This window comes from Eubacterium sp. BL-380-WT-2B (assembly GCF_009696115.1).
GTDB lineage: Bacteria > Bacillota > Clostridia > Eubacteriales > Eubacteriaceae > Eubacterium > Eubacterium callanderi.
Genome location: NZ_VUMP01000005.1, coordinates 246,970 through 261,314, shown reverse-complemented (window position 1 = coordinate 261,314; position 14,345 = coordinate 246,970). Strand labels below are relative to the sequence as shown.

At 45.7% G+C, this 14,345-nt stretch carries 17 protein-coding genes; 15 read left to right on the top strand and 2 right to left on the bottom strand.

Going from position 1 to position 14,345, the window contains the following annotated elements:
- The first annotated feature begins 19 nt into the window (after positions 1 to 19).
- The 15 genes from FYJ53_RS11670 (at position 20) to rpsR (ending at position 12,600) form a co-directional block, all read left to right on the top strand.
- Positions 20 to 943: a YidC/Oxa1 family membrane protein insertase gene (locus tag FYJ53_RS11670; RefSeq protein WP_148428438.1), complete on the top strand. Its 924-nt coding sequence runs from the start codon at positions 20 to 22 to the stop codon at positions 941 to 943.
- A gap of 62 nt (positions 944 to 1,005) precedes the next feature.
- The gene (gene jag, locus FYJ53_RS11665) at positions 1,006 to 1,632 is read left to right on the top strand and encodes an RNA-binding cell elongation regulator Jag/EloR (RefSeq protein ID WP_013382837.1); all 627 of its coding nucleotides are present in this window, start codon (positions 1,006 to 1,008) and stop codon (positions 1,630 to 1,632) included.
- A 180-nt stretch (positions 1,633 to 1,812) separates the two neighbouring features.
- Positions 1,813 to 3,189, top strand: coding sequence for a tRNA uridine-5-carboxymethylaminomethyl(34) synthesis GTPase MnmE (gene mnmE / locus FYJ53_RS11660; protein ID WP_013382836.1), 1,377 nt, complete (start codon positions 1,813 to 1,815; stop codon positions 3,187 to 3,189).
- A gap of 9 nt (positions 3,190 to 3,198) precedes the next feature.
- Positions 3,199 to 5,100, top strand: coding sequence for a tRNA uridine-5-carboxymethylaminomethyl(34) synthesis enzyme MnmG (mnmG, locus tag FYJ53_RS11655; protein WP_148428436.1), 1,902 nt, complete (start codon positions 3,199 to 3,201; stop codon positions 5,098 to 5,100).
- Complete coding sequence (rsmG, locus tag FYJ53_RS11650) at positions 5,093 to 5,812, top strand: 16S rRNA (guanine(527)-N(7))-methyltransferase RsmG (protein ID WP_148428434.1); 720 nt, start codon at positions 5,093 to 5,095, stop codon at positions 5,810 to 5,812. The genes mnmG and rsmG overlap by 8 nt, the downstream gene beginning before the upstream one ends.
- Positions 5,813 to 5,862: 50 nt before the next feature.
- A complete protein-coding gene (locus FYJ53_RS11645) occupies positions 5,863 to 6,672 on the top strand; it encodes a ParB/RepB/Spo0J family partition protein (protein WP_148428432.1) in 810 nt (269 codons plus the stop codon).
- A gap of 302 nt (positions 6,673 to 6,974) precedes the next feature.
- Positions 6,975 to 7,739, top strand: a complete 765-nt coding sequence (locus tag FYJ53_RS11640; protein ID WP_038353486.1) for a ParA family protein — start codon at positions 6,975 to 6,977, stop codon at positions 7,737 to 7,739.
- Between the two features lie 3 nt (positions 7,740 to 7,742).
- Positions 7,743 to 8,642 (top strand): ParB/RepB/Spo0J family partition protein, encoded by a 900-nt coding sequence (locus FYJ53_RS11635; protein ID WP_148428430.1) that lies wholly within the window; start codon positions 7,743 to 7,745, stop codon positions 8,640 to 8,642.
- On the top strand, positions 8,629 to 9,705 hold the full coding sequence (locus tag FYJ53_RS11630) for a hypothetical protein (protein ID WP_013382830.1): 1,077 nt from the start codon (positions 8,629 to 8,631) through the stop codon (positions 9,703 to 9,705). The genes FYJ53_RS11635 and FYJ53_RS11630 overlap by 14 nt, the downstream gene beginning before the upstream one ends.
- A 2-nt stretch (positions 9,706 to 9,707) precedes the next feature.
- Complete coding sequence (locus tag FYJ53_RS11625; RefSeq protein WP_013382829.1) at positions 9,708 to 10,358, top strand: CvpA family protein; 651 nt, start codon at positions 9,708 to 9,710, stop codon at positions 10,356 to 10,358.
- A 12-nt stretch (positions 10,359 to 10,370) separates the two neighbouring features.
- On the top strand, positions 10,371 to 11,252 hold the full coding sequence (locus FYJ53_RS11620; protein WP_013382828.1) for a mechanosensitive ion channel family protein: 882 nt from the start codon (positions 10,371 to 10,373) through the stop codon (positions 11,250 to 11,252).
- 12 nt (positions 11,253 to 11,264) lie between these two features.
- Positions 11,265 to 11,468: a DUF951 domain-containing protein gene (locus tag FYJ53_RS11615; protein WP_013382827.1), complete on the top strand. Its 204-nt coding sequence runs from the start codon at positions 11,265 to 11,267 to the stop codon at positions 11,466 to 11,468.
- Positions 11,469 to 11,592: 124 nt separating this feature from the next.
- Positions 11,593 to 11,880, top strand: coding sequence for a 30S ribosomal protein S6 (gene rpsF / locus FYJ53_RS11610; RefSeq protein ID WP_148428428.1), 288 nt, complete (start codon positions 11,593 to 11,595; stop codon positions 11,878 to 11,880).
- A gap of 10 nt (positions 11,881 to 11,890) precedes the next feature.
- Complete coding sequence (locus FYJ53_RS11605; protein WP_013382825.1) at positions 11,891 to 12,355, top strand: single-stranded DNA-binding protein; 465 nt, start codon at positions 11,891 to 11,893, stop codon at positions 12,353 to 12,355.
- Between the two features lie 17 nt (positions 12,356 to 12,372).
- On the top strand, positions 12,373 to 12,600 hold the full coding sequence (gene rpsR / locus FYJ53_RS11600) for a 30S ribosomal protein S18 (protein WP_013382824.1): 228 nt from the start codon (positions 12,373 to 12,375) through the stop codon (positions 12,598 to 12,600).
- 40 nt (positions 12,601 to 12,640) lie between these two features.
- On the opposite strand, the gene FYJ53_RS11595 is transcribed toward rpsR, so the two are convergent.
- Both FYJ53_RS11595 and FYJ53_RS11590 read right to left on the bottom strand, forming a co-directional pair.
- Positions 12,641 to 12,913 (bottom strand): acylphosphatase, encoded by a 273-nt coding sequence (locus tag FYJ53_RS11595; RefSeq protein WP_187367927.1) that lies wholly within the window; start codon positions 12,911 to 12,913, stop codon positions 12,641 to 12,643.
- Between the two features lie 7 nt (positions 12,914 to 12,920).
- Positions 12,921 to 14,339, bottom strand: coding sequence for a PLP-dependent aminotransferase family protein (locus tag FYJ53_RS11590; RefSeq protein WP_148428424.1), 1,419 nt, complete (start codon positions 14,337 to 14,339; stop codon positions 12,921 to 12,923).
- Between the last annotated feature and the right edge of the window lie 6 nt (positions 14,340 to 14,345).

Below are 14,345 nucleotides of genomic sequence, written 5' to 3'. Positions count from 1 at the left end.
ATTTTAAAGGAGCTATTGCATGCATATTTTATATCAGGCATTTGGGTTTGTGCTGTTTCAAATCTACAATTTTGTTCAGAATTACGGTGTGGCCGTTATTCTGTTTACCATTCTGGTAAAATTCTGTATTTTACCACTGAACATCAAGCAGACAAAATCCATGAGAGAAATGCAGGCGTTACAGCCTGAACTGCAGAAGCTGCAGAAAAAGTATAAAAATAATCCAGAAAAGCTCAATCAGGAAACCATGAAGCTGTACAAGCTTTACAATGTCAGCCCAATGGCCGGCTGTCTGCCGCTCCTGATCCAGCTGCCCATTATTTACGCTTTGTTTGGAGCTTTGAGAGATCCTGGAAAATGGGTATTTACCAATGGCGATGTTTCAGCTATCAGCCAGCAGTTTTTATGGATTCCTGATTTAGGGAACCCGGACCCGTGGTACATTCTGCCAATCCTTTGTGTGGTCTTTACCTTCATTACACAGAAGTTCACCATGTCTGTACAGAAGGGGACCATGGACCCGTCTGCTGAAAAAACTCAGAACATGATGCTTTACATTATGCCGATCTTCATCGGTTTCGCAGCCATTGGCATGCCGGCCGGTGTGGCGCTGTACTGGGTTGTTCAGAACGTCTTTACTTTTGTCCAGCAGTTTATCATGCTGCGCAAACCTGCTGAAAAGATCGATCCGCGTGAAGCTGAAAGACGTGTTGAAGAGGCAAAACGTGAAGAGATCAAAAAGAAGAAAGAAGAACGCAAGCAGCAGAGTGAAGCCAGAGCAGAAGCCATGGCGGCTCAGTCCGGTAAGCCAGTGAAAAAGAAGGAAGAGCCGACCGACAAAAAGCCTCTCACAAGACCGGCTTCCAGTAAAAAGGTAAAACGCCAGACCATCACAAAAATTCCTGAAAGGGATGCAGCGGTGGAGGAGCCAAAAAACAAATAGGATTATGGGAATGAGGCTCTGGTCCCTGGCCGGAGTCAGGATATCTGCTAAGGAGAAGAATCATGAATAAAATGGTAGTTGGTAAAGGAAAAACCATTGAAGATGCCATTAATGCAGGTTTAAAAGAATTGGGAGTAACGCTGGACGAAGTGGAAACCAACGTCGTTCAGGTACCGGAATCCGGCGTTTTTGGTATTTTTGGAAAAAAGGAAGCGGTTGTCGAGGTCACGGTTTTAAACAATGCGGGCAAAACGGCAGAGGTTTTCCTGGGCGAAATGCTGGATGCCATGAATATTCCATGCACCATCACCTCACATTTGGAGGACGATGTGCTTCATGTTGAGCTTGAGGGGAAGGATATGGGCATTCTGATCGGCCGCCGCGGCCAGACACTGGATTCCCTTCAGTATCTGGTAAGCCTGGTGGTCAACCGTTCCGGTGAAAAATACATCCGCGTGGTTCTGGATACGGAAAATTACCGCAGCAAGCGCCAGAAAACATTGGAAGCGCTGGCTGAAAAAATGGCTTCAAAGGCTGTGCGCTATGGAAAGAAAATGTCTCTGGAGCCTATGAATCCATCTGAAAGACGTATTATCCACGCGAAGCTTCAGAACAGTGATAAGGTTTTTACCTTCAGCGAGGGTGATGAGCCTTACCGCCACGTTGTTATCCAGTTAAAGGATAAGTAGAGGAAGAAAGCACTGTTATAGGTTTATTTAAAAAACTATGCTATAATGTTAAGGAAAAACACTTTGATTCTCATAGAATTAAAGTGTTTTTTCTGAATTAAGGCCTTCATTAGCCATTACCAATGAACAATTTTTGAAATTATTTATTGCTAATTGTTAAAACGAGTAAAGGAAATAAAAATGAACGAAGCATTATTAAATGAAGATACCATCGCAGCGGTCGCCACAGGACTTGGCGGTGCGGGCATTGGCATTATACGTGTCAGCGGACCAGAAGCGGTAGATATTGTCACCCGGCTTTTTGTGAATCATGCCGGCAAAACCGTGGAGGGTGCAGAATCCCACAAGCTGCTTTACGGCAATATTCTTGAGCCTGAGGATGGAAAGATCATCGACGAGGTTCTGGTCTCAAAAATGAAAGGGCCTTTTTCCTACACGGCGGAGGATGTGGTGGAGATTAACTGTCACGGGGGGATTGTGTCACTGAAAAGAATTCTGGATGCCGTCATCCGTTCTGGCGCCCGTCTGGCAGAGCCAGGCGAGTTTACCAAGCGCGCCTTTTTAAACGGACGTCTCGATCTGGCCCAGGCTGAGGCAGTCATGGACATTATCTCCGCCAAAACGGAGAAGAGCCTGGAGTATTCCGTTGGACAGCTTGAGGGAAAGCTTTCTCAGCGCCTGACTGCCATCGATGACCTGCTCATTGATGTCATGGCAAATGTGGAGGCGAATATTGATTACCCGGAATACGATATTGAGGAAGTGACCGCCGCTTACCTGAATGCCCATATTCATCAGGCCATGGACATGGTGGATATGCTGCTGAAGGCGTCGGAGACAGGAAAAATCTACCGCGAGGGAATCACCACCGCGATTCTTGGAGAGCCCAATGTCGGGAAATCCTCTCTGCTCAATACCCTTTTGATGGAAAACAAGGCCATTGTCACAGAGATTCCGGGAACCACCCGTGACATTATCGAGGAGTATATCAACATCGGCGGAATTCCTTTTAAAATCATTGATACCGCCGGCATCCGCGAAACGGATAACCTGGTTGAGCAGATCGGTGTGGAAAAATCCCGTCAGCTCATTAAAAATACGAACCTTATTCTGTTTATGACAGACCTCAGCCGTCCTTTCTCTGAAGAGGAAAAGACGCTTATTGAAGAGCTGGACCCTTCAAAAACCATTTTTATCGCGAATAAGACGGACAGTATGATTGAGAATCGCGATGTGCCAGAGGGATGGCTGCCGCTGTCCTTAAAAGAGGATGAAGGCGTCGAGGCACTTAAGGATAAGATGCTTGAAATGGTCATGGGCGGCTCAGTGGATCAGGAGGCGGATTATATCGTCAACAATGTACGCCATGTCCACCTGCTGGAGGAAGCCATGGCCTGCCTGAAAAACGCTCTCGGAACCATCGATATGGGAATGCCGCTGGAGCTTGTCTCCATTGATATCCAGGACGGGCTTGAAAAGATCCGTGAAATTACCGGCCGTTCGGTGGGTTCGGATATTATCAATCAGATATTTAAGAATTTTTGCATTGGAAAGTAGAGGAATATTATGAACTATCATGGAGGAAGCTTTGACGTTGTCGTCATCGGCGCCGGACACGCCGGTGCGGAAGCGGCTCTGGCGGCGGCGCGTCTGGGCTTTGAAACCTTATTATTAACCATCAATCTGGATTCTGTTGCCATGATGCCCTGCAACCCATCCATCGGCGGAACGGGTAAGGGGCATCTTGTACGTGAGATTGATGCTCTGGGCGGCGAGATGGGAAAAAATATCGACGCTACCATGATCCAGTGCCGGATGCTGAACACAGGAAAAGGGCCGGCAGTTCACTCCTTACGGGCGCAGGCGGATAAAAAGGCCTACCAGTTCCGAATGAAGGAAGTGATTGAAAATCAGGAGCACCTGCTGTTAAAGCAGCAGGAAGCTACCCGTATTATTGTGGAAGACGGAAGGATCACCGGAGTTGAGGTACAGACCGGGGCGGTTTATCAGTGCAAATCCTGCGTTATCTGTACTGGTACTTACCTTAAAGGAAAAATCTTTATCGGTGAGGTTCAGTATGACGGCGGGCCTAACGGGCTTTTTCCGGCCATGCAGCTGTCTGACAGCCTTCTTAAGCAGGGCATTGAGCTGCAGCGTTTTAAGACAGGCACCCCTGCCCGGGTAGATGCTAAAACCGTGGATTACTCCAAGATGCAGATTCAGAACGGCGATGAAAAAATCGTCCCCTTTTCCTTTGAGACGGAGAAAATTGAGATTGACCAGGTACCCTGCTACCTGACCTACACCAACGAGGAAACCCATCGGATTATTAATGAAAATATGGAGCGGTCACCGCTGTATACTGGGGATGTTGTCGGGGTTGGCCCGCGCTACTGTCCATCCATTGAGACGAAGGTCATGCGTTTCGCCGATAAGCCCCAGCATCAGATTTTTATGGAGCCTGAGGGCCTGCACACAAACGAAGTCTATGTTCAGGGAATGTCCTCCTGTCTTCCTGAGGATGTGCAGATCGCTCTTTACCGTACGGTTCCGGGAATGGAAAAGGTTGAGTTTATGCGCTCAGCCTATGCCATTGAGTACGACTGTATTTATCCCACACGGTTAAAGGCCAGTCTTGAATCTAAAGATATCAAGGGGCTTTTCTTCGGAGGGCAGATCAACGGGACTTCCGGTTACGAGGAGGCGGCAGCCCAGGGGCTCATTGCAGGTGTCAATGCGGTGCGCTGCATCGAGGGTAAGGAGCCGGTTATTCTTGACCGCTCACAGGCCTATATTGGTGTTTTGATTGATGATATTATCACCAAAGGAACAGAAGAGCCTTATCGTATGATGACTTCCCGGTCTGAGTACCGCCTGCTTTTACGCCAGGATAACGCGGATCTGCGGTTAACCCCCATTGGTCATGAGATCGGTCTTATTTCTGATGAACGTTACACCGCTTTTCTTCACAAAAAAGCAGCGGTTGAACAGGAAAAAGAAAGGTTAACCCGGTTAATGATTAAACCCGGTGAACACACTAATAAGGTACTTGAAGGTATTGGAAGTTCACCCATTAAAAGCGGTGTGACTCTGGCAGAGCTTATCCGCCGGCCAGAGGTAGGCTATGCCAATACCGCAGCGCTTGACCCTGAGCGTCCGGTGCTTTCTGACGCTGTTTGTGAACAGGTAGAGGTTCAGATTAAATATGACGGCTACATTAAAAAGCAGGTAGCCCAGGTAGAGCAGTTTAAGAAAATGGAAAAAAAGCTGATACCAGAAAATATTGACTACACTGCCATCGGCGGTCTTCGTCTTGAGGCTGTTGAAAAATTGACGGACATTCAGCCAAAATCTATGGGGCAGGCTTCGCGTATTTCGGGTGTATCTCCTGCAGATTTATCTGTACTGCTTATTTATCTGGAGCAGAACCGCAGACAGGCGCCGGTGGAGGAAGAAGAAAATGAGTAATATGGAAAAGCTGATGGCTGCCGGTGAAAAATGTGGGATCGTCATTGATGAAAAACAAAGCCGACTGATGATTCTTTATATGGAAAAGCTGCTTGTTATGAATGAAAAGATCAATGTGACCCGCATTACGGATGTGGATGAGTTTATTGAAAAGCACCTGATCGATTCCCTGACCTGTTTGAAATTTATTCATAAAGATGTGAACTCAATTTTAGATGTGGGTACTGGCGGTGGTTTTCCGGGTGTGCCCCTTGCCGTTATGCTGCCGGAAGCAGAGATTACCATGATGGATGCTACTGGCAAAAAGCTGAAGGTTATTGAAGATATCTGTCGTGAGATTGGAATAAAAAATGTGGAGTTTCTCCACGGCAGGGCTGAGGATTTAGGAAAAGACCCTGCCTACCGTGAGGGCTATGATTGTATTGTCTCCCGCGCGGTGGCGAACTTATGTTTGCTTTCGGAGCTGTGTCTCCCCTTAGCGAAAAAAGGTGGCCAGTTTATTGCTCTTAAAGGAAAGAATTATCTGGAAGAGATGGATGAGGGAGAAAAGGCCATTAAAGTTCTTGGCGGAAAAATAACCGGAATAGAATCCTGTTTGTTACTGCAAAGCGACTTGGTTCATGTTATAATATTAGTTGACAAAGTTAAAAAAACACCGGAGAAGTTTCCAAGATCCTTTGGTAAAATCAAAAAGGAACCTTTTCCGGGATAAGATGTTTCACGTGAAACATATCATATGAAACACATGCAGGAGATAATCAAATGAAGAGTATTATTGAATCAATTGTTGAACAGATACCAGTTGATAAAATCCTTCCAAATCCAAATCAACCAAGAAAACATTTTGAAGATTCTGCCATTACTGAGCTGGCGGAATCCATTAAGTCCTTTGGTATCATTCAGCCCATCCAGGTTCGGAAGATCAGTGAGGAGTTTTATGAACTTGTTTCTGGTGAGCGGCGTCTGAGAGCCAGTAAGGTGGCCGGGAAGGAAACCATCCCGGCCATTATCGTGGAAATGTCTGACCAGGATTCCGCTTTGATCGCCATTATGGAAAATGTTCAGCGTGAGGACTTGACTTACTTTGAAGAGGCAGAAAGCTATCGGCAGCTCATGGAATACTATAATTTAACTCAGGACCGCATTGCTGAGCTTCTGGGAAAATCTCAATCCTTCGTCGCAAATAAAATTCGCCTATTAAAGCTGGACCCCTCAATTATTGAAACATTGACTGAAAACAATCTTACAGAACGCCATGCAAGGGCGCTTTTGAGAATTCCCGATACAGAGCTTCAAGAAGAGGTATTGAAACAGGTTATCAAAAAAGATATGACTGTTAAAAAAACTGAGGAGCTGGTTGAGAAAATCCGCAAGGATGTCTTAACCAATAATTATGATGAAAAGCTGACGCCGGAAAAGAAGGCCCGTGTCAAATCCTTTATCAATGCTCAGATCTATATCAATACCATCAAAACAGCATTCAAGGCTGTTAAGGAAAGCCGGAACACAGCAGAATATAAAGAGATTGAACGGGAAGACTACGTTGAGATTAAAATAATTATTCCTAAATAGGAGATTTCCATAGCTAAGGGACCTACGGGATGCCGATTGAAACGGGTTAGTTCAGTATGATGTATAAAAAATTAACATAACTCAGATGCACCGACTCGTATCAATAGCTTACCTTGGTGAATATTCATTACAATTTGAAAACATTTTGCTTCTTCATTCGAAGAAGCATTTTTATGCAAAAAAATATTTAAGATACCAATAAAAAATGGACAAACCAGTCTGTTGTTTATTATAATGTTAGAGTACAAACTGTGCCGAGATTATATATGTTTCACGTGAAACATACTGGAAAGGACCCTGATATGGCAAAAACTATTGCGATTTTTAATCAAAAGGGTGGTGTCGGAAAGACAACGACAACCATGAATCTCACCACTGCGCTAAGCATGATGAATTACAAAGTACTGACCGTTGATACCGATCCCCAGGGGAATACAAGCAGTGGCTTCGGCATCAATAAAAATGAACTGGAAAAAAGTATTTACGATGCGCTCATAGTCGGGGATGACCCTAAAGAGATTATACTGACAACCTCGTACAAAAACCTTCATATTCTTCCATCCAATCTGGAACTGGCGGGAAGCGAAATTGAATTGACAAACATGAGCCAACGGGAGCTTCGGTTGAAACACAGTCTCGAAAGTGTTCAGGATTTTTATGATTTTATTTTCATTGACTGTCCGCCATCCCTAGGGCTTTTAACCATCAATGCTTTGGCAGCTTCCGATTCAGTTTTAATACCGATCCAGTGTGAGTTTTATGCGCTGGAAGGGGTTGGGCAGTTGATGAGTACTGTAGGTCTGGTAAAAAAAGGTTTAAATCCCAAGCTTGAAATTGAGGGGGTTTTAATGACCATGTATGACGGCCGCACCAATCTTTCGCTCCAGGTTGTGGATGAGGTAAAGGAATATTTCAAGGACAAAGTGTATAATACCTATATTCCCAGAAATGTCCGGCTGGCGGAAGCGCCGAGCTATGGTCAGACGATTTTTGAATATGCGATCAACTCAAAAGGTTCGCAGGCCTATTCGGAATTTTCACAAGAGTTTATAAAAAGGCAGGAGTAGATCATGGCGAAAAGCAGAGGATTAGGAAAGGGTTTGAAGGCATTGATTCCCGATGAAAGCTTTATGAGCATTGACAACAGTGATACCGAAAATGCCGAAAAGCTGGTCTTTTTTCTCCAGATCAACAAGATAAGACCAAATGCCGACCAGCCCCGTAAAAAATTTAATCGGGAAAAACTGGAAGAGCTGGCTGCTTCCATTAAAGAGCACGGTATCCTGCAGCCCTTGGTGGTGAGGCCGGAAAATAATGGCTACACCATTATCGCAGGGGAGCGCCGCTGGCGTGCAGCCACCATGGCTGGGCTGAAAGAGGTTCCGGTTATTGTGAAAGACCTGCCGGCCAAGGATGTTATGGAGCTCGCGCTTATCGAAAATGTTCAGCGAGAGGATTTGAACGCCATCGAGGAAGCTGAGGCTTACGGCGCGTTAATGGAGCATTTTAATCTGACGCAGGGAGAGATTGGTATCCGTATCGGCAAAAGCCGGGCCGCGATTACAAATACCATGCGGCTTTTAAATCTTCCGGATAAGGTGCGGCAGGAGGTTCTGGATGACCACATCAGCTCGGGTCACGCAAGAGCTCTTTTGTCACTGGAGGATCAGAAGCAGATGGAATCCCTGTGTGAAGAGATTATTGATAAAAAACTCAGCGTACGTGAAACTGAAAAAAAGGTGAAGCTGCTGAAAAATCCTCCAAAAGAGGACAAGGCAAAGCCTGAAAAAAATCCGTACATTACTGCAGTTGAGGACGGATTGAAACAGAAATTTGCCACCAAAGTAAAAATCTCAGGGAAAAAGGATAAGGGGAAAATTGAGCTGGAATTCTATTCCACCGAAGACCTGAACCGTATTCTGGATCTTTTGGGATATGAAAATGACGGGAGTAATGATGAATCAGAATAATTACCACATTAAAAAAAGGATGAGTCCGATAGAGACAGCGCTGCTCGGCAACCTGATTTATATCGTGCTTGTTCTGATTTTGAAAAATGTTCTAGACCTTATAGGAAATGATGGCAACTATAAGCTTTGGTTTGGCGCCATCGAGTTGGTGATAACGGCAGGCTACTGGATAATCCTGAACTGGTTTTTATTTAGAAATCCGGCAAGCCATCAGGACGGGAGTTACGCAAAATACATATTTTTCAGTCTGCTGCCCATACTGGTCTTTACCATCGTATCTACAATAGTGATCTACGCAGCGCCAGGGACAAACTTCACCAGCGCCTGGAATGAATTTACCTTTCTGGTAGCACCGACAATTTTCTGGTATCTGCCTTATGGGTTGATCTATCATTTTATTGGCTCTGCCATTCCCATTGTTGTGTATTTTATCATCTGCCTGATACTGGTCATTGTTTTTCAGGGGATCGGTATAGCGATGGGCTCCGGCAGACGTAAAAAACTGCGCGAGCGTGCAGAAAGACGGGAAAAAGAAAAAGAACAGATCAGCGTTGAAAAGGTCATTGAACCTTATAATAAAAAAAGAAGACCAGCTGCCAGCCAGCAGGCCGCGCCACAGAAACCAAAGAAAAAAGCACCACCAAAGCCACAGCCTAAAAAGGCTGACCCCAAAGATCCATTTGGCGATGACGATGATCAGCCGCAGATTATTTATACCGAAGCTTTTTCCGTGATAACCGATGAAATGCTTGAAGAAGCAGAACGGCGTAAGCGGGAAAACCTTGAAGATAAAATGGCCGAAGCAGCCACTCCCTCAGGTGAAACAGAGGAGATACTGGATCATGTGGAAAAAGGTCTGATCGATGAAATTGATACGGAGGCTGTTAACCGCGCCATAGCTGAAACCCAAAGAGGCCTTAAGGCAGCGAAGCAGCCGGGAAGAGCGCCACGTGAAAAAGATAAGGTGCTGGACAGAGAAAAATCAGAAACACAGGACATCACAGCAGAGCTGGAACATATCCGTAAGCTGATGTCCCAGAATGATAAAAACAAAAGGAAATAAATATGAATATGACAACTCTTGACATCATCTGCATTGTGCTGGTGATCGGAGTTGGAATGATCGGTTATATAAAAGGTGCAATAAATACGCTCATTGGTCTGGCGGGATTTATTGCATCTTTTGTCATAGCAAGGATCTTTTCAGCACCGGTAACGAACTGGCTACTTAATGTAGAACCCGTAAAAAATTTTATAAATGACACGATCACCCAAAATGCCATAAATGCCCTGGGACAGTATGGAAGTGAAGCGCTTACAAATCTCCAGGGGATTGGAGGGCTGGATTTTCTGTCTGGTATTACGGACACATCTGTGATCTCGGGCAGCACTGCCGCCGCCCAGGCAGTCAACCAGGCACTTCAGCCAGTCATCTATCAGATTGCAAACGGCTTTGTATTCCTCATCCTGCTGCTGTTATGCAGCGCCGCTTTTGGTATTATAAGACATATTGGGAAGGGGATGAACCGGGTGCCGGTTATCGGCACAGCCAACCGCGTGGCAGGTTTGGCCATTGGGTTAGTGATTGGACTGGTCATCGCGGTAATTGTGATTGCTGTTGTATTGTACTATGGTATTTTTTCAGGAGACGTCACCATTGTGCAGATGGTAAAGGACGGTGTGCTCACTGGACCGGTCGCATTGTATCTTCATTAGAAGGGAGGATTTATGGTATACGAAAATGTTGGAGATCTCTGGCAGCATTTGCTGAGTGGAATAGATCTGAGCGAGTTGACTGAAAAAATTATTTCAGTTGTCATCACGGTCATTGTCTTTTTTATTCTCATCAAGGTCAGCAATGGGCTGGTTAATAAATTTTTTAATGAAAACAAGAAAAACATCACTCCACAGGAGCGAAAAAGAGTACTTACCCTTAAAAAGGCTTTAAAGACGTTTTTAAGGACGGCATTGCTTTTGACAGAACTATTGACCGTTTTATCTTTTTTCACCGACGTAGGGGCCCTTCTCGCGGTTGCCGGAGTTGGAACTCTGGCCATTGGCTTCGGCGCTCAGGGCCTGGTGGAGGATGTCATGAGCGGTTTTGTCATCATTTTTGAAAATCAGTTTTCTGTCGGAGACTATGTCACCATTGACAATGACCACTACGGGATAGTAGAGACCATCGGCGTCCGGACAACGTCTGTCCGGGAAATGGATGGAGGTTTGTTTATTATTCACAATGGGAAAATCGACCGGCTCATCAATCACTCCAAGGGAACCATCAAGGCTGTGGTTGATGTCGGGGTTGCCTATGAAGAAAACATTGATTATGTACTCTCTGTACTACGGGAAATCTGCGAGGAAGTCTACGACGCCAACGAGACTTTATTTGTCGGGAGGCCGGAGGTACTGGGGGTAACCCGCATGGACCCATCGTCCATGAATATCCGTATCATCGCCGATGAGGATGCAGCCAGAAAGGTCAGGGCAGAAACTGCGCTCAGAAAACGTATTAAGGAAGTTTTCGACGAGAAGGGAATTGAGATCCCTTATGGCAAGTATGTTGTCTATTCCAATGGACAGTCTAAGCCGCAAATTATGCAAAAGTAGAAAGGAGCCAGCATGGAAAACAGGGATTATGGTCTCGGGGATATTGTGGAGCTGAAGAAAAAGCATCCCTGCGGAAGCTACAACTGGAAAATTCTCCGTATGGGAGGAGAAATCAAATTAAAGTGTACAGGCTGTGAGCATATGGTAACGGTGCCGCGGTCCAAGTTCAATAAGATGATCAAAAAAGTTGTCGAACACAACGAGAACAATAAATAGCAAAGACGGCAAATTCTTTTTTAAAAAAGAGTTTGCTTTTTTTTATTTTTATGATATACTATTGAACTGTACCCTTGCGCATTGCAGAAGCGGTGCGCCATAGTCCACAAGGAGGTGAATTGAAATGAGAGCTTACGAAACAGTATTTGTTTTACAACCTGAATTAGAAAAGGAAGTTACAGATTCCTGGATTGAGAAGGTTAAAGGCGCCATTACAGCAGCAGGTGAAGTTGGAACTGTTGATGAATGGGGTAAAAGAAAGTTAGCTTACGAAATCGACAAAAAGTATACCGAAGGTTACTATGTTGTGATTGAATTCAAAGCTGAACAGTCTGTATTAGACAGCCTTGACTACTTATTCAAGATGAATGAAGAGTTCATCAGAAGCATCATCGTTAAAAAAGAAAAATAGAGGTTAAACCGTGAATAAAGTAATTTTAGTAGGAAGATTAGCAAGAGACCCTGAACTGCGCACAACTAACACCGGAAAATCAGTGGCGACATTTTCGTTAGCTGTTGACAGACGGTTTAAACAGGAAGGTCAGCCAACTGCCGACTTTTTCAATATTGTTGCATGGGGAAGACAGGCTGAAGTCATTTGCCAGTATCTTGGCAAGGGCAGACAAATCGCTCTGACCGGAAGATTACAGTCCCGTTCCTACGACGCTCAGGATGGCTCTAAACGTTATGTGACAGAGGTTGTTCTGGAAGAATTTGATTTCATCGGTAGCAAAAACGATGGCGGCGGAAGCGGCTATAACGATAACTTTGGCGGCGGCTACAATCAGGCGCCGGCAAAAGCAGCACCGCAGCCAGCCAATAATATGCCTTTAGATTTCGACGACGATTTCCATTTGATGGCAGACGATGACGAAGTACCTTTTTAAGATAGGAGGATAAAACAATGCCAAAACCGTTTAAAAGAAGAAGAAAAGTATGCGAATTCTGTGAAAGACATGAAACAGAAGTCGATTATAAAGATGTGGCTACGTTAAAGAAATACATTTCTGAACGCGGCAAAATCTTACCAAGAAGAGCTACAGGAACCTGCGCAAAACATCAGCGTAAGGTAACCGAAGCTGTTAAACGTGCACGTAATATCGCATTATTACCATACACATCTAACAACTAAAAAGTACAAAACACCGGAATCCTTGGATCCCGGTGTTTTTTTAATACTTTATTTTAAATTTGCTGTCCACGCTCAGGGCGATAGGCTTCATGGAGTAGTCCTCCACACGTATAAAGTGGTTCCCCTTCCGGACGGCGGTCATAAATTTATGGATCAGGGCGTCTTCACCCTGAACCTCCATGTCCACCATGCCATTTTCCAGATTGCGGACCCAGCCGGTCAGTCCATAGCCCGCGGCAATGGACTGGACAAAATACCTGAAACCAACGCCCTGAACACGGCCCTCAACAATGATATAATAACGTTTCATAATTCCCTCCTCAGTTAATCGCGCTCCAGGCATGACCCAGAAGCGCTACGGCTGATTCAATTTCTTCCTCTGTAAAGCTGGCGTAGCCCATGACAATGACGTTGCGCGGCATCCTGGCCTCGGGCTCAATATAATATTCTGACAGCCCATAAACCCGGATGCCAGCCGCCTTTGCATGTTCAACAAGGGCTTTCTCAGTGTAGGGAGGCTCAAATTTCAGCAGCAGGTGAAGACCAGCGTTTTCGCCTGTGATTTCTATTTTATCTGCCATGGGCAGACTGCGGATGCACGCCAGCATTTTATTCCGCCGCACCTTATAGATTTTACGCATCCGGCTCAGGTGGCGCTCAAAATGTCCGCCCTCCATAAACTGGTGCAGTGTGTGCTGCTCAAAGCGGGGAACGGTTGAGGAATAAAAGGAAAAATCCTCACAGTAACTGTGAAGCAGCCGCTCGGGCAGAATCATGTATGAGATACGCATGGAGGGCGCCAGGCTCCGGGTAAAGGTATTAAAGTAAATGACCTTATCCGCTGTGTCCAGCCCCTGCAGGGCAGGGATGGGTCGGCCGCTGAAACGAAATTCACTGTCATAGTCATCCTCAAGAATATAGCGGTCCGGGGATTCCAGCGCCCATTTCAGCAGCGCCATGCGCCGGCCCACAGGCATGACGATGCCCAATGGAAACTGGTGCGATGGTGTCAGATGAAGGATTTCCGCCTCGGAATGCTTCAGGCTTTCCACGGAAACACCGTCATCGTCCAGAGACATAAGGCTTACATCAGCCCCGTTGCTTTTAATGACCTTGTAGACCTTATTGTAATTGGGGTTCTCCACTGCGTAGCGGCTTTTCCGGCCGAGAAGCTGTACCGCGAGCCCCAGCAGATATTCTGACCCTGCGCCGATGATAATCTGCTCCGGTGTGCAGTTGACCCCGCGGTACTGGTGCACGTAGTCCGCGATGGCCTTTCTCAGGGGATAATACCCTCGGGGGTCTACCGCCCGCAGCAGATTGCGGTTTCGGTTGTGGAGGATTTCCCGTGAGATTTTTGCCCAGGTAGGAAAAGGAAAAAAGTTAGCGTCAACGGTATTGGTTTTAAAGTCATAAAGCCATTGCTCGCGGTCAGGTTTTTCAACGGCCTGAATAATTTCTTCAGGAGGGGTTTCTGGTATATCGGGCAGCATATCCTCCAAAACAGCCACATAATAGCCGCTCTTTGGCTTAGAGATGATATAACCCTCTGCGGCTAGCTGCTCATAGGCTGTGGCCACAGTATTCTGGCTGATTTTCAGATGGGCGGCGAGCTTTCGTTTTGAGGTCAGTTTTTCACCGGGCCGCAGCCTTCCGGTTTCGATTTCCTTCCGGATAAAGCTGTACAGCTGCTGGTACAGTGGAATTTCATGATCGGGGTTCAGAATAAAAGTCAGCATAATTCT